This window comes from Bdellovibrio sp. HCB209 (assembly GCF_047306065.1).
GTDB lineage: Bacteria > Bdellovibrionota > Bdellovibrionia > Bdellovibrionales > Bdellovibrionaceae > Bdellovibrio.
Genome location: NZ_CP178618.1, coordinates 245,392 through 265,604, shown reverse-complemented (window position 1 = coordinate 265,604; position 20,213 = coordinate 245,392). Strand labels below are relative to the sequence as shown.

Genomic DNA, 20,213 nt, shown 5'->3' with positions numbered 1-20,213 from the left:
CGCTAAATTTATAAAAAATACTAGCGCAAAGAAGCCAGAGCCGCTTCGTAGTTTGGCTCCTGAGCGATCTCAGAAACCTGCTCAGCGTAAAGAACCTTGTTATCCTCTGACAAAGTGACGACCACTCGTGAAAGAAGACCTTTTAGAGGAGAATCCGTGATGGACAGACCCCAGTCTTGACCGAAAGAGCTACGGAACGCAGAAAGCGTTTCACAGTTTTTAATGCCTTCAGCTCCACAAAAGCGAGCTTGAGCAAATGGAAGATCCGCAGAGATATTCAAAACCACAGTGTTGTTAAGTTTTGCTACATCTTGATTGAAGTGACGAACTGAAGCTGCACAAGTTCCCGTGTCGATGCTTGGGAAGATGTTTAGAACTTTCTTTTTGCCTGCAAAGTCTTGCAAGCTTACTTCAGAAAGATCGTTGCGAACCAATTTGAAGTCCTTAGCCGCTGTGCCTTTTTCAGGAACTTGACCAGATGTGTGAACAGGGTTGCCTTTAAGTGTAATAGACGCCATGGGATACTCCTTTGATGCATTAGTTTTTACCTGGCTCCCCAAGTGTCGTCACGTCTTGACTTCAAGGGCCGTGAAGACCTAGTCTGCGCCTAATTATGAAAAAGATTTTTGCGATTCTCGGTCTTGTTTCTATCGTTATCACTTTTTGCATGATCTATTTGGTCCGCAAAGGAGTCAGTCTGCGTTCAGAACCCCTGATTCGCCCGACCGTTATCAGCGCCGATCAACGAAACATCGCAAGCCACACGGTTTTAAGAATCTTTCCCGAACTTCAAAACGTCGATTACATCGTTTGGGGTGTTTTGCCCGAAACTGGCGACAACCAGCTTTTGATGACCCACTTTGTGGAGGAGTACTACAAAAAGCTGCAATTCCCTCCCCAAGTTATTCAAGATGGAACAAAGGCTTCTGCTGAGGAAATCGCAAAATGCAGCCGACCTTGCTGGATCAAGATGCCCCACGACTCTGCAAATGAGTTGATCCCAAATCCATTCTTTGCTGAAAAGATCAAACCCCTGAATAAGAACTATCTGACTGTGACGGTTATGCCGTTCAATGGGGATGAAGTGGTCCCTGACTATTGCGACCAACAAAAGCGCATTTCCCTTGAGTGCATCACCCCGGTATCGGTTCGTGAAATCCACAGAAAGATGAAAGATCCCAAGCAGTTGTACTTTTTCCTACGTAAATACAACGACAGGGATTTCTTTCTATTCGTTCAAAAGGAACTACCCAAAAACAGCCAATAAGGTATACAAGGGGGCATGTCATTTGAACAGCGCATCCCTACCATCCTAGATCTTGGCTTTCGCAAAGAAGCGATTGATCAGCTTAAGGCTTACATTGACCTTCTTTGGAGCTCCAACGAAGAGTTGAACCTTATCAGCCGTAAAATGACATTTGATGAGTTGCTTGATAATCACGTTATCGACTGCTTACTTCCACTTAAGCAATTTCCCACAGGTATTAAAACTGCCGCAGACTTTGGCTCTGGTGGTGGTTTACCGGGAGTGATCTATGCGATCCAATTCCCTGAAGTTCAATTCCACTTGTACGAAAAAAGTAATCTTAAGCAGAACTTCTTAAACAGCTGCAAAAAAATCGCTCCCAATCTAAATGTTCATGGCGAGATTCCCAAAGATTTGGGAGCTATCGACGTTGTGACAGCTCGTGGTTTTAAACCTGTCGACGTTATCCTCGATGTCAGCCGCACTTACTATGCTAAAAAAGGAAAGTACTTCCTTCTGAAAGCACGTAAAGAAAAAATCGACGAAGAGCTTGTTTTAGCTCGCAAGAAATTCAAAGACTTAAAAGTGACTATTGAACCGTTGAAGTCTCCGGTCCTTGATGTCGAACGCCATCTGGTATTGATTTAATATTTTCGTAATAGCTGTCACCGTGTCGTCCCACGTAAATCGTCTTTTTGCCGATGGGATAAACGGTGTAGCTTACGACTCCGCTATCCATGAGCTTAGACACAAACTCTAGAAAACCCAATTCCTTCTGTTGATTTTCCATAATGGCAGCCCGAATTCCACCATCGTCGAATTTATCCGAGACTGTATTGTGAGAAAGCTCCAGATGGTCCTCAAGAACTTCACCATTTTGAATTGAAAAAGTAATTCTGTTTTCTAATAGATCCACTCTGCAATATTCAACATCCATGATTTCTAGGCTTGCGATAAATTCAGAAAATTTCATCGCACCCGCTTGAATAGCCTCTTCAGAAAAACCAGATTCGTGTGGATCCATGGTGGTCCTCCTGATTTCAATTCTGATGATCTAAGCCTTGTACAACAAGGCTTTCGTCAAAATCACATGGCCACCAAGGCCTGCGCCCACACAGACAGGCATCACCAAAAAATAAGGAATTTCATAGAGGAGGAGTAAGCGCGGCTCGATATCCCAAGAAAATGGCAACGGAGATGACATAACTCCCACATAGACTGCGTTGATCGCTAAAATCCAACCGACAATATTGAACATCCAAACTAAGGGTTTATTTTTGTTCGCAAAGGGTGCCACTAACACTGCCATCGCTCCCGCGAAGACATCATAGTTATAGCCAGTCCACGTCATGGTGTATGGCATAGTCCCTTGTTGAGCCCATTGATACAGAATTATTTCCAGCGGCAATCGGAATCCTTGAAACAAAACCAGTGCTGACAATGAAAGCCCCAGCGCAAGCCGATTTCCATAGTGAGAAAGGGAAATCGCAAAAGAAACTATCAATACCAAAATGAAATAAGTTAAAGCTATTGGGTAAGGACGATACTGCAAAATTCGCGAATACGTTACCGCCGTTCCAAACCCCAACCACAATAACAACAGAAAACTGGATTTCAAAACCTCACGATTTACTGAAAACTCCAAGCGCTCACTCGCAACGCCGACCGCTCCTACGACCATCATGCAGATACCAATAATAACTGCCATAAAAAGAAGAACAGACAATCCGCCAGCGGGTGAAAAAACCATATAGCCTCCGTCCTACAGGACGTTTAAGACAATTTTTCCGGTGTGTGCGCTTGATTCCATCAATTCGTGAGCTTCACGAACTTGCTCTAATTTAAACTGTTTAAAAATCACAGGTTTCAGACGGCCTTTATTTAAAAGTGGCCAAACCTCTTTTTCAAGACTCTGCGCGATTCTTGTTTTCTCTGCAACCGAACGTGGTCTTAAAGTTGTTCCCGTGATTTTAAGTCGACGTGACATCATTTTGCGTAAATCAAAAGACACATCGGCACCTTGAAGAGTCGCAATTTGTACCAAGCGACCTTGCACTGCCAGACACTCTAAATTGCGCTGAAAATAATCTCCGCCCACCATATCCAAAATCACATCAACGCCACGGCCTTGAGTGAATTCCTTAACGATAGAAACAAAATCTTCACTCTTATACTGGATGACTCGATCAGCTCCCAGATCCAGACAAGGCTGTACCGCTGAATGCTTACCCACGGTTGTCAGCACTTTAGCGCCCATTTGATGAGCCAGCTGAATCGCGGTGGTTCCAATTCCACCGGAACCACCGTGAATCAAAATCGTTTCACCGGATTTAAGCTCACCGCTTTCAAAAACATTCGTCCAGACAGTAAAGAATGTTTCGGGCAATGCCGCTGCATGGGTCATATCCAGATCATAAGGAATCGGCAAACACTGCCCCTCGGGAGCATTCACGTATTCGGCGTAGCCTCCCCCTGAAACCAAAGCACAAACGAAGTCACCCTTCTGCCAACGAGTCACTTTGGGGCCGACCTCGATGATTTCGCCTGCGACTTCGAGTCCTAAGATATCAGAAGCCCCTGGAGGCGGAGGATAAGTTCCTTGGCGTTGAGCGCAGTCAGGTCTATTCACACCTGCCGCATGTACTTTGATCAAAACTTCACTATCTGCCACCTTAGGAACCGGGCGATCGGTCACGATTAGGACCTCGGGTCCTCCAGGTTGGCTTGTCTCAACTGCCTTCATTTATACCTCTGGGTATAACGATGCTACCCAGGTTTGCCTTTGTCTATTTGTAAAAAAGGCGAATCCCGCAATGCCTATTGCCTTTTTTTTGCATGAGTCTAATATTCGGCTCATGAACAAGGATCTTATTATAGCATTTGCATTAGGTATTTTGGTGGGCTGGGGAGTTTTCAAACTCACATCTCCTAAGACCGCACCAGCACCTGTCGAGATCGCACAAACTGTTTCAGAAAACGAAAACAATGATCAGGCAATGGGCGAGCCCGCTCCCGCTGATATGCCAAAAATACCCGAACAAGCCACTAATGATTTCAATGGGCAAATTCCCTCTGGAACTCCATTGGCAGCGCCGGCAGATGTTCCGCCAGTTCCACCACGTAATGTGAACTTAGAACTGACTGAAGAATCTTTAGAAATGTTAGAGCAAAATATCACAGAACTTCATTCTGAAGTGACCGTTGAAAGAGACAACGAGGGTTGGATTCTTCACTTTAACAATCCCGACAATTACTTCTCGAGCATCGGCCTTGCAGACAACGACCGCATTCCATTCACTCAGTTTGAGGAAATGCGCCAGAATCCCGAACAACAAGAAATGGCCAGCAGAATCGAAACGATTCTATCTAATCTAGAAAAATAAAAGGGCTCTCTCGTAGCCCTTTCTTTTTAAATCTATTTGAAATGCTTTTTGAAACCTTGCCAGCAATCTTGGTAATCTGACTGCAAGAAGTCTTTACCCATCGCATAGTCAGTGACCTTATAGGCAGCTCTTGATTCAAACATAAACGCCATCGTTTGTGACAAACGAATCGGCTTAAGCTCTGCATGGCTCGCCTTTTCAAAAGCGTCCACATCAGGTCCGTGGGCAGAATAAACGTTATGCAAGCTTCCACCGCCTGGTACAAAGCCACCAGCCGTTTTTGCATCGTACTCACCATAGATCAATCCCATGTATTCGCTCATGATATTGCGATGGAAGTATGGAGGACGGAACGTGTGTTCAGCCACCATCCAACGAGGCGGGAAAATTGCAAAGTCGATATTCGCTGTGCCTGGAATTTCACTCGGAGAAGTTAGAACTGTAAAGATCGATGGATCTGGATGATCGAAGCTCACGGTGTTGATCACATTGAACTTACGCAAATCATACTTGTAAGCAACATAGTTCCCGTGCCATGCAACCACATCAAGTGGTGAGTGAGTCAGCTCCGCACTCCACAACTCGCCCGAGAATTTTCCGATGACTTCAAACTTGCCTTCAAGATCTTCAAAGGCCGCTTTAGGAGCTTGGAAGTGACGACGATACGCCAAACCATTTGCACCAATTGGACCCAACTCTGGCAACTGGAAGGGGCTACCGAAATTTTCACCGATATAACCTGTGCAGCGACCTTTGATCGGATTCACTTGGAACTTCATACCACGAGGAACTACGACGATCTCGCCTGGTTCTGCCTCAATGATGCCTACTTCAGTTTTAATCTGCACAGAACCCGCTTGAGGAACGAATAGCATCTCTCCATCAGCGTTCATGAAATAGCGTGTGCCCATGCTTTTATCGAAAGAGTACAAGTGCACATAAACACCACGATGCTCATCAACTCCACCGCTGCCACAAACTGTGCGCAAGCCTTCGATGAAATCTTGTCCCTTAATTTCAGGAAGTGGATTCCAACGCATTTGATTTGGATTAGTGTGTTGAGGTTTACCAAAAGTTTTAGCTGTTAGTTCCTTCATCGGCACAAATGCTTTGTGCATTACTGAAGGACGAATTCGGTACAACCACGTAAAAAGATTGTGGTGGCGAGGTGCTGTGAATGCTGAGCCACTCAGTTGCTCGGCATAAAGGCCATGAGAAACTTTTTGTGGAGAGTTTTGATCAGCAGGCAAAGCACCAGCTTTTGCTTCCGAAGAAAAATGATTTCCGAATCCTGACAAATATTGATTTTCCATAGGTCATGATAATCAGGTTTCACCTACCAAAGTCAACGAAACACAACCCGTCAGCACTCTGTAATCCCCGTTAAGCCCACCTGGGGCCGAGAGCCAGTCGAGTGATAAAACACAGTGCGACGCTACGCCGGAGACGCAGTAGTCTTAAGGGCATCTTAACGGGAGGTTTCCATGAAGCATTTTCGTCTCCTTTTAGCTTCCGCAGTCGTCCTTTTCTCGATCAACTCCTTCGCCGTCGGATTATATATCGAGCCTGCGGTTTTCTATGAAACTGGTAAAGGCACGGTTGATATCGACGATTCCGAAACTACAACCAAGGGCCTTGGTGCAAATTTAAAACTGGGATTAAACTTTGCGGACCACATGCTCTTTATGGGCCTGGATGGAACTTACTCAAAGCCAAAATTCAAACACGATAACACCGGCTACGAAGCCGATGCTGTTTCCACAGCCTATGGCGCCGTCATTGGCGTGCAAACACCGATACTCGGTTTACGCTTTTGGGCAGGCTATGTATTTGATGCCGTTTTAGATCCCGAGGAAAGTGGCCTCTTTGATGTGAAGTTCGAAGAAGGCAAAGGCCCTAAGGTGGGACTTGGTATTAAGCTTTTCTTTGTAGCGGTAAATTTTGAGTATATGGATTTGAAGTATGCGAAAGGCAGCGGCAACTGGGGCTCTATCCCAAGCCTTGACGACTACACCAACAAAGTCAGCATGGTGAGCTTAAGCTTCCCAATTAGTTTCTAAATTTATTTAACGAGATCCTGCGCATCTTTACCAAGATCGAGCAGGATCTTACGAACGGGATCAAATGTCTGATCCGTGCAGTCTTTGAAATTCGTGATGTGATAAAGCTTTTTCAAAGTGTCACTGCCACCCGGTGACGCAGAAAAACTTTTTAAAGCTGTTACCAATTTATTTTGCATCTCTAGAGGAAAGCCCGCACGAAAAACCACGGGATCACTTGGGATGGAACTTGTCATCGCGACAATCTTTACCTTTTCAAAAACATCTGGATACTGAGTTAAAACCAAACGACGAGCGTCCTGAGGTTTTCCATTTTCTGTGGGTGTATGAAAAGTAGCACCCGCATCCACTTGCCCCTGATAAACCATCGTCACAACACTGTCGTGCTTCCCAGCAAAGACTACTTCTTTGGGTTTAACATTGGATTTTCTTAAAAGAGCCGCTGGCAAAACGTATCCAGAGGTCGACGCGGGGTCAACGTACGCAATTTTTTTGCCGTTGAGATCGTTAAGATTTTTTATTTTCGGATCTTTAGTAATGATCTGACCCCAATACTCAGAGCGACCATTGCTTTCGCCAATTAACACAGCCGTCGCTTTGTACTTATCGTGAGCCAAAATATAACCAAATGTATTTATGATCGCGAAATCCACACGCTGTGAGCCTAAGCCTTCGATAACAGCGACAAAATTAGAAGGTACTTGAATTTTGACAACAAGCCCCGTCTGCTCGATCAACCAGCGCTCTAAAATTCTGCCGTTTTCCATTAAAACCGCTGAGTCTTGGCCGGGAACTAGTGCCAAATGAATTGGATTTTTCTCGCTGCCCAACTCATGTTTGGAAGTACAAGAAAGTGCGGTTAACATAGTTAGAAATACGAGTATTTTCTTCATCAATTTCATTCCCTTGGAGATGATGAACATTGAGACTACTCCCGATATTAAATCTATGCAATAAAGCCCTTGCTAAACCAAAATTGGTTGTAAAGGAACCTTCGAAAAAGGATAACCGACTCATCTATGGCAAAAATCAAAGTAGAAATCGACGCTGACCTTCAAGATTTGATTCCGCAGTTCACTGAGAACCGCAAAAAGGACATTCTTGCCCTTGAAGACCTTATTTCCAAAAACGATCTTCCTGCTATTGCAGCGCTCACTCACAAAATCAAGGGTGCAGCATCCAGCTACGGCTTTATGCAATTAAGCGAGATCGCAGCTCAAATGGAAAAGCTATCCAAAAATAACGAATCCGCTCCACTTGCGAACCTTGCCCAAGAAATGAAAGCTCATTTCGAGAGCATTGAAATTCATTTTGTACCAATGTCATAGGAACGCATGACGATTAGAGTTCGGATACTCCTCTTTACTTTACTCATTGTCACCGGAGCTATGATTGCCGCCGGAACCATGGGCTATAAAGTAGGAACTTCCTCACTCCAAAGTGGTCATTCGGAGCGCTTGATTCAAATTCGTTTGAACCGCGCTCAAGCCCTTAAAACAGATCTGGAAAATCTTGGTAACAATCTTCTGGTTGCTGCCGAAATGGTCCGCGTTCGTGAAGCCGCTAATGCATTTCATTCAAACTTCAAAAGATTAAGCGAGCAAACTCCAAATTCTCCTGCGGTAAAAGACATTCGTATCGTTACCGAATACTACAAGAAAAAGCCTGGCTACGACCCGGAATCAAATGTTCCAAACAGATTAAGTCCAGCAGCCCTGTGGTTGCAGTCCATGATTTTGCAGGAAGCAGAACGCAACGAAAGCACTCCCCGCAATGTAACAGCACTCAAAGTCCCCGATCCTTATGGCTATTTCAAGACTCACGGCGATATCCATACATTTTTTTCGGATTATGCTGATCGCTTCCAAATGGCTGACGTTCTGTTGCTGGATAAAGACGGCGTTGTCGTTTACTCCGTTCAAAAGGGCATGGAACTGGGAGCAAACCTCAATACAGGTATTTTCAGCGGAACAAGACTCACTGATGTGTATCGCTGGTCTTTATCCGCAACTCCACAAACGTTTCGATTTTTTGACTTCGCCCCTGCTTCCGGTGCAATTCCTGACTATGTCTCTTACATTGCTGCTCCCATCTTTGATCAAAAAAATTATGTAGGAACTTTGATTTTTGAAATATCGCTGGGACATTTCGATCAAATCTTAAGCGACAACTATCAATGGAAGCGCACTGGCTTACGTGAAACTGGTGAGGTTGTCGCTTATGGACCAGATGGTTTAATGCGAAATAACTCGCGCTTGTATTACGAAAATCCTGGCGAGTTTGAAAAACAGTTTGCTAGCTACAATGGCAAATCCGATATCTTGCAAACGATCACCAGCAAAAGCACGACGGCAATGTCCGTAAGCCTTCCGGCTGATAAAATTCGTCAGTATCTAAGAAACGACGACATGATCGAAACTGGCACTGACTATGTGGGTGCTGTCAGCTTGATGTCCATCGGTAAGGTGCAACTGCCTGGTGGCGTTGAATGGGCTCTTGTTGCAAAATCAAATTTCAGCGAAACAACAGGACCGATTAATCACTATCTGATCATCTTTGTTATTATCGGCTCACTCTTCCTGATGCTGTCGCTGATCATGGCATTTTTCTTTTCAAAGCAGTTGATACACCCGTTGAATTTCTTGCAGTCAAAACTTTCTCGCCAAGACGGTAAGATTGAAAAAATCGATTACTCTGCTCAAGACGAATATGCGCATTTATTTGATGGCTATAACAAACTTGCGACGACAGTAGATTCCGAGCGCCAAGAAAAAGACGTTCTGGAAAAAGTTGTAGGCACATTGAATAAGATCATGTTCATGATCGAAATCATTCCTGGTTTCGGTGGCAGTCTGAAGGCGATCATCCGCAAATCCAACGCTATCGCCAATGATTTGATTGGAACTCCTGAAGCTTCTTTGATCGGCTCAGATTTGACTCTGTGGCTGGACATTGACCTTAAAGATTTAGTCGACTCCCCTAAGACAGAAGCCTATTTGAAATGTCTCTCTGGAGATCGCATTCCACTAGCAATCACAATCGTACCAATGAATAGCAATTCGGGTCGCGAGCGTTATGTGATTGTTGGTGATGACGTCCGTTGGAAGCTTGATGCTGAAAGAGAACTTCGTATGAAGGAAGATCTTTTGAAGGCATCCCAAGCGATCTCAAAAACAGGATCTTTCCGTTGGGATTTTAAAACCGGTAAAATGATCTGGTCCGATGAGCAATTCAAACTTTTGGGTTTGAATCCCTTGGAAGTGCAACCAAGTTATGACCTCTTCAAAGCCATGGTTCATCACGAAGATGTTCACATCTTAGAAAATGCTTTGAAACAAATGGGCTCTGGCATTCATAAATTCCATTTTGAAATCCGTGTTCGCCGCGCTGACACTCATGAATTTATTTGGACGAACCTTATGGGTTTGACTGAGTATGATGAAAAGCAACGCCCTCTTTGCACTTGGGGTATCAATCAAGATATCACCGAGATGAAAAAGGCCGAACAAGAGTTGATCGCTACTAAAGATGAGGCCTTGAAATCATCGTTAGCAAAATCGCAATTCCTGGCGCACATGTCGCATGAGATCCGTACACCGATGAATGCGATTATGGGTATGGCGGAACTGTTACGCGACACCAAGCTTGATCCTGACCAACGCTATTATCTGACCATCTTCCAAAAAGCCAGTGATGTGCTAATGGCCTTGATCAACGATATTCTGGATCTATCCAAAATCGAAGCCGGTGAAGTCTCTATCGAAAACATTTCGTTCTGTCTGAAAAAGATGATGACTGATGTTGAAGAGATGATGCGTCCTCGTGCACAGTTCAAAGGCGTAAACTATTCGTTTGAGCTTGGTGCGGGCGTAAATACCAATTTGATGGGCGACCCCACAAAATTACGTCAGGTTTTGATTAACTTGGTCAGCAATTCAATCAAGTTCACTGAACGTGGTGAAATCAAAGTCTCCGTCATTAAGAATCCGACTAAGAAGGACAGCTTGCTTGTTAGCGTCATCGACACAGGCGTCGGCATCGCAATACAAAAGCAGCATTTGATATTCCAGAAATTCTCACAAGCCGATAGTTCTATTACGCGTCGTTATGGTGGAACAGGCTTGGGTCTGGCAATTTCGAAAAGCCTTGTAGAGCTTATGGGTGGTCAGATCTGGTTTAAGAGCCGCGAAGGACATGGCACGTCTTTCTTCTTTACGATGCCTTATCGCGAGCAGAATCCAGCTCTTGTTCTGGCAAGTAGCAGCACAAATGCTTCTATAGGATCCTCTATGGATCCACATTTACTCTCATTTGCTGATCAAGAAGCAGTACCAATGGGTGCTAGCACAACAACAGTTGCCATCCGCGATAGAAAACTGCGTATTTTGTTGGCGGACGACACCGAAGACAACCGCATTTTATTTACGCACTTCTTTAAGAACCAACCATTTGAAATAATTGAAGCCGAGAATGGACTTGAAGCTGTAGATAAGATAAAATCTGCTGAGTTTGATATCGTCTTTATGGACGTTCAAATGCCAGAAATGGATGGTTACGCAGCGACTTCGATTATCCGTGAATGGGAACGCGCAACTCAGCATTCTCACATTCCAATTATCGCACTGACAGCCCACGCCCTTTCTGACGACAAGCAAAAGTCTTTAAATGCAGGTTGTGACGATCACGTTACAAAACCATTTAAAAAAGACGTCTTGCTTGGCGTGATTAACCGTTACACGAACTGAGGATGTTGATGAATCAACAACAAGAAGAAAAAAGCAGATTGCTGATTGTTGAGGACGACGCGGATATTCGCGAGCTCCTTAAACATTTCTTGAAAGAGTTCGTGGATGAAATCGTTGAGGCAGAAAACGGTGCCGCAGCTCTTCAGTACGTAAAATCAAAAGAGTTCGATACAATTCTTTCTGACATCGAAATGCCACAAATGAACGGCCTTAAGTTTTTAGCTTATGTTCGCTCTTTGGGTCATATGACACCTTTCGTGGTACTGACAGCTCATGGAGATCACGCGCGCGCTTTGGAAGCCTTGTCCCTAGGCGCATTCGACTTCATCACTAAAGATTCAAAAAGAAAATTCGTCATCGAAAGTGTTTGTTCTGCGATTAAGATCGGTCGTGAAATGAAGGCTTCTAAAAATGATGCCGTTCAATCGACACATCTTCGTAAGATCTATAACGACATGTCTAAATCCTCAGAGATGAGACTGCGTAAGATCATCGAGCAAATGTCCAGCTAGCTAGAGGACTGTTTCATGGTAAAATCTACGACTCGATATCATGGTGAAAAGCATTGCGAAATCACTCATGAGCCTTCACGCGCACACATTTCAACAGATGCACCTAAAGACAATCACGGCAAAGGCGAACTGTTTTCCCCGACTGATTTAGTCGGCGCCGCTATGGGCAGTTGTATGCTTACAACAATGGCTATTCATTCTGAGAAAGACGGAATCAAGCTTGAGGGCTCTTGGGCCACTGTTGAAAAGGAAATGGTTGCCAACCCACGCCGAATTGCGAAGCTCAATGTGGTACTACATCTTCCAATGAGTATCCCCCACGAATATCGCAGTAAAATCGAGGGTTTCGCACTGGGCTGCCCTGTTAAGGAAAGTATGCATTCGAGTATGCAAATTCCTGTGTTATTTCACTATGATATAGCGTAGGGCTCCCCACCATAATTATAAGAAATATCTATCGCACTCTTAGATTTAATCAATTAGATCTATGAGTGAAAAAGATCGATACTGTATATGCGACAGGAGGTCGTTATGACAGCACGTACTCGGGCGCTACTTGCGCCGAAAATCAGAACTGGCCGCATGGTTTTGTGGATTTACGCATTCACATTTGTGACGGTCGAGCTCGTCCAACATTTTGCTAATCAATAAGTAAAAAAATCGATACCATCTTTTCATGCAATTTTTCACAAAAGGGAGAAACCACATGAAAAGATTTATCGCACCAGTCCTTGCAGTTCTATTTATCGGCGCTTGCGCTCACAAAGAAGAAGCTCCAGTCGTAGCTGCTCCGCCGCCACCAGCGCCAACTAAAGCTCAAGCTGTTCTTAAAACAGCGGCTAAAGGTTCAAAAGTTAAAGGCATGGTTCACTTCACTGAAGAAAATGGCGAAATCAAAGTTGAAACTATGATCGAAGGTATGAAACCAGGTCCTCACGGTTTCCACATCCACGAAGTTGGTACTTGTGAAGGTGACTTCACGTCTGCTGGCGGTCACTTTAATCCATCTGGCAAAAAACATGGCGCTGCTACTGCAGAAGAACGTCACGTTGGTGATTTGGGTAACTTGATGGCTGACCGTAAAGGTAAAGGCAACACGACTATCACTATGAAAGGTTCATTGAGCGGCCCTGAAGGCATCATCGGTAAATCTATCATCGTTCACAAAAACAAAGACGATATGAAATCTCAACCTGCTGGCAACGCAGGTCCTCGTGACGCTTGTGGCGTTATCGAAGCAATGTAATTTTCGATTTACAATAATTGAAAATAAAAATGCCGGGTTTGTGCCCGGCATTTTTTTTGTTCTGTACTAATAAAATTAAACAGACTGAACTTTTTGAGAAATTCTTCCAAAGATATTTTCACCTTTGGAATTATTCATCTGCATTTCGATCGTATCGCCAGACTTCATAAATGGAGTCTTAATCGCACCCGCTTCGATTTGCTCGATCATGCGCTTTTCAGCCAGACAGCTAGAGCCTGCACCATGATCTTCGTTTGATACTGTCCCACTACCAATGATCGCACCTGCTGGCAGATTACGAGTCTTAGCAGCGTGAGCAATCAACTGACCAAAGTGAAAGTGCATCGCACCTGCATTGGCTTTACCGAAGAACTCACCATTGTACTTCACATCAAGTGGCAAATGGATACGCCCCTCTTTATAACCATCACCCAACTCATCCGCTGTTACTGCGAATGGCGACAATGCTGATGCTGGCTTACTTTGGAAGAATCCAAAACCACCAGCAAGTTCTTCAGGGATCAAACCACGCAATGAAACGTCATTGATCAAAACAAAAAGTTTGATGTGTTTCAAAGCTTGCTCTGGAGTGACACCCATCGGAACGAAATCCGTTACAACACCCACTTCACCTTCGAAGTCAGTGCCGTGTGCGAAATCACGTTGTGGGATATTTTCTGTCGGAGCCAGGAACTGACCACACTCCCCTTGATACATCAAAGGAACTGTCGTCAATGTTTCTGGAAGAGGAGCATTACGCGCCTTACGTACAAGCTTGATGTGATAAATGAAAGCCGAACCATCTGCAAACAACCAAGTTCTTGGAAGTGCAGAATGGAAATCCTGTTCATTCACTGGGAAAGCACCAGAAGCTTTCCCTTCATTCAAATCTTTATACAGCTTATTCAGCTCAGCTTCTTTGGAAGACCATTTTTCCATGGCTTCGCGCAAGTTTGGAGCGATGCTTGTCGCTTTGACTGCCGTTTTTAAATCGCGGCTGATCACACATAGATCGCCATCCATACTTTGAGCTGATTTCAGAGAACCTAATTTCACAAATTATCCTTAGTCGAAAGTAACCAACAAGTTAGCGCCTACAGCACGGTAGTTTTTCAAGTCATGGTTGTTTGTCACAGCCACTTTACCGCCTGCGCTTTCAAAATAAACATTAAGACCCAAGTTAGGAGCGAATTTGAAAGACGCGCCTACAGTCAATGGAATCAATGGAGAAGCCACATCACCGATTGTGCAGTTTGCAGCGCCACATTTTTTATCCATGTTCATCGCAAGATTAACACCCAAATACACGCCTGCGTATTCTTCGAACTTGTACATGATGTTTACTGGAATATCGACATAGTTCATATCGATTTTGTTTTCAACGCCGCCTACTTTTTCAATCAAAGGGCGTTGAGTGTAAAGAAGACCTGTGCGCAAATTCCAAGGGCCACTGATCGGCATGATACCGAAAATACCAAACTGCATAGCTGTTTGAGAATCTGTAGAACCGCCCACTGCATCTGTATCACCAGATTGGCTGCGAACACCTACTTCAAGACCATAATTTAAATCAGCAAACGCTGCAGAAGAAAATAGACCAGAAACTACAAGCAAAGACAAAGCTAGCTTTTTCATCGTGAACTCCTTGTGGGGGTATCCTCCCACAAGTTGTTCTATTTATCAAAACACCATACGGCATTCAGGCCAATTTCGTTCAGCGCTGTATTATTTGAAATCTGGCTGTGCGCCAGCTCAAGATGATGGGGTTCCACAGTTCCGCGAGCCGCCAAAACGATGATTACCAATGGCAGCACGACGCGCAGGGCAAGCTCCAGACGAGATCCCTTTTGCGGAGAATACTCATCCTTCCACTGACCGAACTGCAAACCGCGAATCAACATATGCCCCAGAACCAAAAGAACAACGGTAATAATCGTAAAGATTAAAACCTGATTTTGCTGCAAAGCCTGCATTTGCTCCCACGTGAACTGCGGAGTCCAATCCGAGTACTCTGCAAATCGCATATGACGGCCGTGATGGGAGTAGTGGAAGAAATCAACGTAAGACAGGCAGCAGATGATCAACCAACAGATACCAAAGTACGTTTTATAAAACCCAAACATCCAATTAGGCCACTTTTCACTGAGGGCCTGAGCGATCAACATGAAATAAAGTGGGATTAGTAAGAATCCAAAGATCAGAATATCAAAGCGGATTCCGGTTCCGAAGGCATAAAGGATTTCTAGGAAAGTTTGATGTTCGGTTCTTTGAAAGCCGGAAAGCATAAAGAGGTTGAGTCGGAAAAGACTCATGAACAGCACCATGGCAAGCGACAGCTTCGCAAGCTTGATCATCACCTTCGATGAAAAGCGCAGCGAAAAAATAAATCTACTTGGCATTAAATCGCCCTTTGATAAAAATCATTGTAGTTATTTGTGATCAACAGGAGTCAGTATATGTCCTCGTTCGTACTTTACAACTATTTTCGAAGTTCAACATCTTTCCGCGCGCGCGTGACTCTTGAACTTAAAGGTATCCCGTACGAATACAAGGCGATCAATCTTTTGAAAGACGAGCAGCACTCGCCTGAATACCGCAAGATCAACCCGATGGGTGGCCTGCCAACATTGATTCACGAGGGAAAGATCATCCCTGACTCAATGGCGATCGTTGAGTATCTTGAAGAGATCCAACCGTCCCCTTCAATTATGCCTAAGGATGCTTATCTGCGTGCACGCGTTCGCCAGGTGTGCGAGATCGTAAACGCTTCGATGCATCCGTACGGAAATTTAAAAATCACCAAGTACATGGGTGAAGTTCACGGCTACACCCAAGACCAAAAAGACCAATGGGCACAGAAATGGATCATCCAAGGACTCGAAGCCCTGGAGAAAACACTGCCTGAGTTTGCTGGAAAGTATTGCTTTGGCGATGAAGTGACGATGGCAGATATCGTGCTTTACCCACAGATCATCACTTGCCAACGTTTCAAGGTCGACCTTTCAAAATACCCAACAGTGATGAAGATTTTTGCGAACTTGGATCAACATCCAAAATTCAAGAAAGCTCACTTCAGTCGTCAGATCGACACACCTGAAGATCTAAGACAACCCTAAGGAATAATCGGCAATGGGCGTCCCCACGAGCGCCCTAGCCCAAGCTGCCCGTAACTATCAGCACCCCAACATTTAAGCAGACCGGACTGAAGGATCCCGCAAGTTGAAGAGCCTGCGGCAACACCTGTATAGGTATCTCCGCTTGCAGACACCGCAGTTGGAGAACTCTTAGCAACATAAGTTCCATCTCCCAACTGTCCACTTCCGTTGTATCCCCAGCATTTTAGCTGACCACTGCTTGTGACCCCGCAATTATGTGAAGAACCTGCACTGATGCTAGAATACGTTTCACCACCTAGAATTGCCGTCGGAATCGATACGCTTGATGTATTTGTGCCTTGGCCAATCTGACCGCTGGAGTTTTGCCCCCAACATTTCACTAGGTTATCACTGCTAGTAATACCACATGTGTGCTGATCACCAGCTTGAATAGAATTATAAAGAATTCCGCTATCTACGATTGTCGGTGAATATGTATTCGCACCAGTCTGACTTACTTGGTAGTAGGTATTAGCACCCCAACATTTTACTGTCTTACCTGTCGTGATACCACAAGTATGGCTCTCGCCAGCACTCACATCTGCGTATGAAACTCCCGAATCGATAACCGTCGGTGTACTCTTTGTCGTCATGCTACCAGAGCCAATTTGTCCACTTGTACCCAAGCCCCAGCATTTCAAAATTCCGGCCGTAGTAATAGCACAAACGTGGCTCACTCCAGCTGAAACTTTGTTATAGAGAACTCCATCATCAATTAAGACTGGTTTTTTTCTATTCGTAGTTGTCCCATCCCCAAGCTGCGAATTGGTATTCAATCCCCAACATTTCAAATGACCATTCTTAGAAACCGCACATGTGAAGTAATCCCCAACAGAAACATCTTTGTATTGATCATTCCTATCTACACGGAATGGAATAGAGCGCGAGTTCGTTGAGTTATCGCCCAACTCGCCATAGCTATTATCGCCCCAGCATCTCAGAGCACCACTACTTGCAACAATCCCACAGGTGTGACTGATGCTATTAGATACTTTTTCATACACGGAGGAGTCTTCAACAGACTTAGGAGTGTGCACGTATTGAGGAAGACCATCACCGGTTTGCCCGTAAAGGTTACCACCCCAACACTTAGCAATACCATTCGTTAAGATCCCGCACATGTGATTCCCACCCGGAGCAATCTTGGCATATGTGGAGCCCGCATCGATCGCTATTGGTGCCGTTGCATTCGTAAGAGTTCCATCACCCAATGCATTCAAGGCATTCAAACCCCAACATCTTAAGGCGCCTGCAGAAGTGATTCCGCAAGCAGCGCCACTTCCCGCACCAACTTTTTCATAATCAACAGCAGAGTCGACCACCGTCGGCGACGTCTGATTCGTCGTGCTGCCAATACCAAGTTGTCCAGCGGCATTCAGCCCCCAGCACTTGATTTTCTTAGTGCCATTTACTCCACACGAAAATGCTGCGCCTGTTGCAATCGAAGAAAACGCTGCCCCCGAATCAACCGTATACGGCGTCGTCACATTTGTGGTTGTGCCATTTCCAACTTGCCCGAAGTTATTCGAGCCCCAGCATTTCATCACTCCAGCAGTCGTCAACGCACAGGCGTGAGCTGATCCCGCGGTGACCGTGCTGTAGGCAACACCAGTATCAACACTTGTTGGTGTTGCATTTATCGTAGATCCCAAGCCAAGCTGACCTGAAGTATTTAAACCCCAACATTTTAGGCTATCTGCAGTTGTGATCCCGCAAGTGAATGAAGTACCTACTGAGACTTCTTTATAACTAGTGCCTACGTCCGCTACGACCGGAGCCGTTCTGGTAATTGCAGTCGAATCCCCAAGCTGTCCGTTCGCATTAATACCCCAGCACTTTAGAACTCCCGCAGAGGTAATTCCACATGTGTGAGTGCTGCTTGTTGAAATTTTACTATAGGCCACACCCGAGTCCACGACGACTGGAACACCCGTGCTGCTGGTATACGGAGTCTCGTAAAGATAGCTTCCCCAGCATTTCAAAACTCCCGTTGAAGTAATTCCGCAGGAGTGATTTGTCGTAGTAGCTATTTCAGAATAAAAATTGGAAAGCTCTTCATCGACAACTAAGCGACGAGCAACAGTTACGTTGGTCAAAGCCGGAGCGCCGCTTGCAGTCTCCACATCAGACAAACCGATCTGAATAATTTTTGATCCACCTGCCGAAGTGTCGCCATTATAAGTGTAGTTAATCGTAGCGGAGGTTTGTCCAGCCGGAATCGTCACTGATGAAGTACTTAAAACAAAATCTGTATTATTCGCCGCTGAAGATAGAGCTTTGGCAATTCTATAGTTAATAGTAACTGGTGCAACGCCCGCGGTGCCTAAGTTCACAGTAAAGCTTTGCTGATTTGCTGAACTACCTTCCGCAACAAAGTCAGAATGAGCAGCCAAAGACACCACGTAAGTCATACTATCGACTACTACTGAAGATGATGCCGCTGCAGCCGCATAATTTCCGGCTGCATCTTGTGCCGTCTGCGCTGCCAGAGTAAACATCATCGACCCAATGCCCGTACAACCGGTAACTACCACAAAATAAGAACTCGCAGTTTGTGCAACCACACTCTTAGAGCAACCCGCTGAGTTCCCCAAAAGAGTCACGTCGGCAGAGTTCAAAGTAATAAGGTCTGCGCCGCTATAAGTGACAAGCCATTTGAATTCAGCCGCACTAGTTCCATAAGACGGCGTGGGAGTACCGATTGCAATCACCGGGGCCATGCGATCCACAGTGATATCCAAATTATTCGAAGCCAAACTCGCCACACCTGACAAACTTGTCGCAGCATCTGCAGGTAAGGAAATTGAGATCACACCATCAGCTGTTGGAGAAAGAGTCACCGTATAGATTGATCCAGCTTGAGAGAATCCCGAAATCGTAGCGCCAGCTACAACAAAGTCTGACATTGTAAGGCCCGTGACACTCACGGAACCAAAGTCCACCGTGATAGGAATCAAGCTAAGATTAGTCAAACTGCCTGCGCTGGAACTTAAAACCGGGATCGGCAAAGTCGGATCATACGTAACTGAAATCGGAGACGAAGTGCCCAGTAAATTACCCGCACCATCACGAACGGACCCCGGCAATGCATACAAGGTCAACTGACCCGTGATCGACACCGACACTTGCACATTGTAAACTGCACCAGAACCAGTAACCCCAGTCACAGCGGCGCCCGCCCCTGATACCGACAATTGATTAATATCAAATCCAGTTACGGGCTCGGAAAATTCAACTTTAAAATTAATAACCGACTTGTTGGTGATGCTTCCATCCAATGAAGTCAGTGATAACACCATAGGTGCCACCGTATCAGCCACAACCGACAGCGGAGTTCCGGCAGCTTTCTTTTGGAAAGAGCCTGAGTTCTTTTTGATGTCTACTTTGCCAGGCAGGAATTTAACAGAAACAGCGCCATCACCATTCGGCACAACAACTAAAGAATAGTTCGCACCACTCCCCGTGATCGTTTGAATTGTGCCGTTGGTAACTTCGAAACTTGAAGTTGTGATGTTCTCAACATCTTCAGAGAATTTTACATCAACCGGAATAGAAGAAAGATTTGTCGAAGAACCTGCAGACGAAGAGATGGAGACATTCACGCTGCCGCTTAGGTTTTGGCTCAGCATACTCACACTGACATTGGCATCCGTGCAGGCAGCTAGTGCCAGCAACAAAGGGAGCAAAACAACTCGCCCCACACGTACCATGTAAGAGTTGGTATAATGAAAAACCATTACTTATTTATCGGAATTTTGACCAAGGTTCAGAAGGGATTTCAGGGAAACATGAACCCATACTGCACGGATGTAATACTTGGAGAGTCTCAAAAAGATACAAAAAAACCCGGCTTAAACCGGGTTCGT

The 20,213-nt window shown here is 45.0% G+C and carries 20 protein-coding genes; 10 read left to right on the top strand and 10 right to left on the bottom strand.

Annotated elements, in window-relative coordinates; all coding sequences use genetic code 11:
- Nucleotides 1–20: 20 nt before the first annotated feature.
- Nucleotides 21–518: a thiol peroxidase gene (gene tpx / locus ACLVWP_RS01380; RefSeq protein ID WP_413559532.1), complete on the bottom strand. Its 498-nt coding sequence runs from the start codon at nt 516–518 to the stop codon at nt 21–23.
- Between the two features lie 95 nt (nt 519–613).
- Here tpx and ACLVWP_RS01375 point away from each other — a divergent pair, with 95 nt between their 5' ends.
- Together ACLVWP_RS01375 and ACLVWP_RS01370 are read left to right on the top strand one after the other, a co-directional pair.
- Complete coding sequence (locus ACLVWP_RS01375) at nt 614–1,267, top strand: hypothetical protein (RefSeq protein ID WP_413559531.1); 654 nt, start codon at nt 614–616, stop codon at nt 1,265–1,267.
- Nucleotides 1,268–1,282: 15 nt separating this feature from the next.
- Nucleotides 1,283–1,894: a 16S rRNA (guanine(527)-N(7))-methyltransferase RsmG gene (locus ACLVWP_RS01370; RefSeq protein WP_413559530.1), complete on the top strand. Its 612-nt coding sequence runs from the start codon at nt 1,283–1,285 to the stop codon at nt 1,892–1,894.
- Here the strand turns inward: ACLVWP_RS01370 and ACLVWP_RS01365 are convergent.
- The 3 genes from ACLVWP_RS01365 to ACLVWP_RS01355 are packed head-to-tail and all read right to left on the bottom strand — an operon-like array spanning nt 1,836 to nt 3,989.
- The gene (locus ACLVWP_RS01365) at nt 1,836–2,270 is read right to left on the bottom strand and encodes a DUF1398 family protein (RefSeq protein WP_413559528.1); all 435 of its coding nucleotides are present in this window, start codon (nt 2,268–2,270) and stop codon (nt 1,836–1,838) included. The two genes, ACLVWP_RS01370 and ACLVWP_RS01365, sit on opposite strands and share 59 nt — an antisense overlap.
- 30 nt (nt 2,271–2,300) lie before the next feature.
- Nucleotides 2,301–2,996, bottom strand: coding sequence for a hypothetical protein (locus ACLVWP_RS01360; protein ID WP_413559526.1), 696 nt, complete (start codon nt 2,994–2,996; stop codon nt 2,301–2,303).
- A 12-nt stretch (nt 2,997–3,008) separates the two neighbouring features.
- Complete coding sequence (locus ACLVWP_RS01355) at nt 3,009–3,989, bottom strand: NAD(P)H-quinone oxidoreductase (RefSeq protein WP_413559524.1); 981 nt, start codon at nt 3,987–3,989, stop codon at nt 3,009–3,011.
- Nucleotides 3,990–4,101: 112 nt separating this feature from the next.
- On the opposite strand from ACLVWP_RS01355, the gene ACLVWP_RS01350 reads away from it, so the two are divergent.
- Complete coding sequence (locus ACLVWP_RS01350) at nt 4,102–4,629, top strand: hypothetical protein (protein WP_413559522.1); 528 nt, start codon at nt 4,102–4,104, stop codon at nt 4,627–4,629.
- 32 nt (nt 4,630–4,661) lie between these two features.
- Here the strand turns inward: ACLVWP_RS01350 and hmgA are convergent, their stop codons facing one another.
- Nucleotides 4,662–5,942, bottom strand: coding sequence for a homogentisate 1,2-dioxygenase (gene hmgA / locus ACLVWP_RS01345; RefSeq protein ID WP_413559520.1), 1,281 nt, complete (start codon nt 5,940–5,942; stop codon nt 4,662–4,664).
- Nucleotides 5,943–6,113: 171 nt separating this feature from the next.
- On the opposite strand from hmgA, the gene ACLVWP_RS01340 reads away from it, so the two are divergent.
- Nucleotides 6,114–6,689 (top strand): hypothetical protein, encoded by a 576-nt coding sequence (locus ACLVWP_RS01340; protein ID WP_413559519.1) that lies wholly within the window; start codon nt 6,114–6,116, stop codon nt 6,687–6,689.
- Between the two features lie 2 nt (nt 6,690–6,691).
- Here the strand turns inward: ACLVWP_RS01340 and ACLVWP_RS01335 are convergent, their stop codons facing one another.
- Entirely contained in the window at nt 6,692–7,612 is a 921-nt protein-coding gene (locus ACLVWP_RS01335) for a phosphate/phosphite/phosphonate ABC transporter substrate-binding protein (RefSeq protein ID WP_413559518.1), read from the bottom strand.
- A 96-nt stretch (nt 7,613–7,708) separates the two neighbouring features.
- Here ACLVWP_RS01335 and ACLVWP_RS01330 point away from each other — a divergent pair, with 96 nt between their 5' ends.
- From ACLVWP_RS01330 to ACLVWP_RS01310, 5 genes are all read left to right on the top strand, one after another.
- Nucleotides 7,709–8,017: an Hpt domain-containing protein gene (locus ACLVWP_RS01330; protein WP_413559517.1), complete on the top strand. Its 309-nt coding sequence runs from the start codon at nt 7,709–7,711 to the stop codon at nt 8,015–8,017.
- 6 nt (nt 8,018–8,023) lie between these two features.
- Nucleotides 8,024–11,434 (top strand): ATP-binding protein, encoded by a 3,411-nt coding sequence (locus ACLVWP_RS01325; RefSeq protein ID WP_413559516.1) that lies wholly within the window; start codon nt 8,024–8,026, stop codon nt 11,432–11,434.
- An 8-nt stretch (nt 11,435–11,442) separates the two neighbouring features.
- A complete protein-coding gene (locus ACLVWP_RS01320) occupies nt 11,443–11,946 on the top strand; it encodes a response regulator (protein WP_413559515.1) in 504 nt (167 codons plus the stop codon).
- Nucleotides 11,947–11,961: 15 nt separating this feature from the next.
- A complete protein-coding gene (locus ACLVWP_RS01315; RefSeq protein WP_413559514.1) occupies nt 11,962–12,372 on the top strand; it encodes an OsmC family protein in 411 nt (136 codons plus the stop codon).
- Nucleotides 12,373–12,652: 280 nt separating this feature from the next.
- On the top strand, nt 12,653–13,192 hold the full coding sequence (locus tag ACLVWP_RS01310; RefSeq protein WP_413559513.1) for a superoxide dismutase family protein: 540 nt from the start codon (nt 12,653–12,655) through the stop codon (nt 13,190–13,192).
- A gap of 75 nt (nt 13,193–13,267) precedes the next feature.
- On the opposite strand, the gene ACLVWP_RS01305 is transcribed toward ACLVWP_RS01310, so the two are convergent.
- Genes ACLVWP_RS01305 through ACLVWP_RS01295 form a run of 3 tightly spaced genes read right to left on the bottom strand, consistent with a single transcriptional unit; the run spans nt 13,268 to nt 15,591 of the window.
- Nucleotides 13,268–14,248 (bottom strand): fumarylacetoacetate hydrolase family protein, encoded by a 981-nt coding sequence (locus ACLVWP_RS01305; RefSeq protein ID WP_413559511.1) that lies wholly within the window; start codon nt 14,246–14,248, stop codon nt 13,268–13,270.
- A gap of 9 nt (nt 14,249–14,257) precedes the next feature.
- On the bottom strand, nt 14,258–14,827 hold the full coding sequence (locus ACLVWP_RS01300; RefSeq protein WP_413559510.1) for an outer membrane beta-barrel protein: 570 nt from the start codon (nt 14,825–14,827) through the stop codon (nt 14,258–14,260).
- 38 nt (nt 14,828–14,865) lie between these two features.
- Nucleotides 14,866–15,591 (bottom strand): hypothetical protein, encoded by a 726-nt coding sequence (locus ACLVWP_RS01295; RefSeq protein WP_413559508.1) that lies wholly within the window; start codon nt 15,589–15,591, stop codon nt 14,866–14,868.
- 57 nt (nt 15,592–15,648) lie between these two features.
- Between ACLVWP_RS01295 and maiA the strand changes: the two genes are divergently transcribed.
- The gene (maiA, locus tag ACLVWP_RS01290) at nt 15,649–16,308 is read left to right on the top strand and encodes a maleylacetoacetate isomerase (RefSeq protein ID WP_413559507.1); all 660 of its coding nucleotides are present in this window, start codon (nt 15,649–15,651) and stop codon (nt 16,306–16,308) included.
- On the opposite strand, the gene ACLVWP_RS01285 is transcribed toward maiA, so the two are convergent.
- Nucleotides 16,305–20,084, bottom strand: coding sequence for an Ig-like domain-containing protein (locus ACLVWP_RS01285; RefSeq protein ID WP_413559506.1), 3,780 nt, complete (start codon nt 20,082–20,084; stop codon nt 16,305–16,307). The two genes, maiA and ACLVWP_RS01285, sit on opposite strands and share 4 nt — an antisense overlap.
- Nucleotides 20,085–20,213 lie beyond the last annotated feature (129 nt).

Bases quoted from the DNA above. Each gene is read 5' to 3' on its own strand.
- tpx (WP_413559532.1), bottom strand. From the start codon at position 518: ATGGCGTCTATTACACTTAAAGGCAACCCTGTTCACACATCTGGTCAA.
- ACLVWP_RS01375 (WP_413559531.1), top strand. From the start codon at position 614: ATGAAAAAGATTTTTGCGATTCTCGGTCTTGTTTCTATCGTTATCACT.
- ACLVWP_RS01370 (WP_413559530.1), top strand. From the start codon at position 1,283: ATGTCATTTGAACAGCGCATCCCTACCATCCTAGATCTTGGCTTTCGC.
- ACLVWP_RS01365 (WP_413559528.1), bottom strand. From the start codon at position 2,270: ATGGATCCACACGAATCTGGTTTTTCTGAAGAGGCTATTCAAGCGGGT.
- ACLVWP_RS01360 (WP_413559526.1), bottom strand. From the start codon at position 2,996: ATGGTTTTTTCACCCGCTGGCGGATTGTCTGTTCTTCTTTTTATGGCA.
- ACLVWP_RS01355 (WP_413559524.1), bottom strand. From the start codon at position 3,989: ATGAAGGCAGTTGAGACAAGCCAACCTGGAGGACCCGAGGTCCTAATC.
- ACLVWP_RS01350 (WP_413559522.1), top strand. From the start codon at position 4,102: ATGAACAAGGATCTTATTATAGCATTTGCATTAGGTATTTTGGTGGGC.
- hmgA (WP_413559520.1), bottom strand. From the start codon at position 5,942: ATGGAAAATCAATATTTGTCAGGATTCGGAAATCATTTTTCTTCGGAA.
- ACLVWP_RS01340 (WP_413559519.1), top strand. From the start codon at position 6,114: ATGAAGCATTTTCGTCTCCTTTTAGCTTCCGCAGTCGTCCTTTTCTCG.
- ACLVWP_RS01335 (WP_413559518.1), bottom strand. From the start codon at position 7,612: ATGTTCATCATCTCCAAGGGAATGAAATTGATGAAGAAAATACTCGTA.
- ACLVWP_RS01330 (WP_413559517.1), top strand. From the start codon at position 7,709: ATGGCAAAAATCAAAGTAGAAATCGACGCTGACCTTCAAGATTTGATT.
- ACLVWP_RS01325 (WP_413559516.1), top strand. From the start codon at position 8,024: ATGACGATTAGAGTTCGGATACTCCTCTTTACTTTACTCATTGTCACC.
- ACLVWP_RS01320 (WP_413559515.1), top strand. From the start codon at position 11,443: ATGAATCAACAACAAGAAGAAAAAAGCAGATTGCTGATTGTTGAGGAC.
- ACLVWP_RS01315 (WP_413559514.1), top strand. From the start codon at position 11,962: ATGGTAAAATCTACGACTCGATATCATGGTGAAAAGCATTGCGAAATC.
- ACLVWP_RS01310 (WP_413559513.1), top strand. From the start codon at position 12,653: ATGAAAAGATTTATCGCACCAGTCCTTGCAGTTCTATTTATCGGCGCT.
- ACLVWP_RS01300 (WP_413559510.1), bottom strand. From the start codon at position 14,827: ATGAAAAAGCTAGCTTTGTCTTTGCTTGTAGTTTCTGGTCTATTTTCT.
- ACLVWP_RS01295 (WP_413559508.1), bottom strand. From the start codon at position 15,591: ATGCCAAGTAGATTTATTTTTTCGCTGCGCTTTTCATCGAAGGTGATG.
- maiA (WP_413559507.1), top strand. From the start codon at position 15,649: ATGTCCTCGTTCGTACTTTACAACTATTTTCGAAGTTCAACATCTTTC.
- ACLVWP_RS01285 (WP_413559506.1), bottom strand. From the start codon at position 20,084: ATGGTTTTTCATTATACCAACTCTTACATGGTACGTGTGGGGCGAGTT.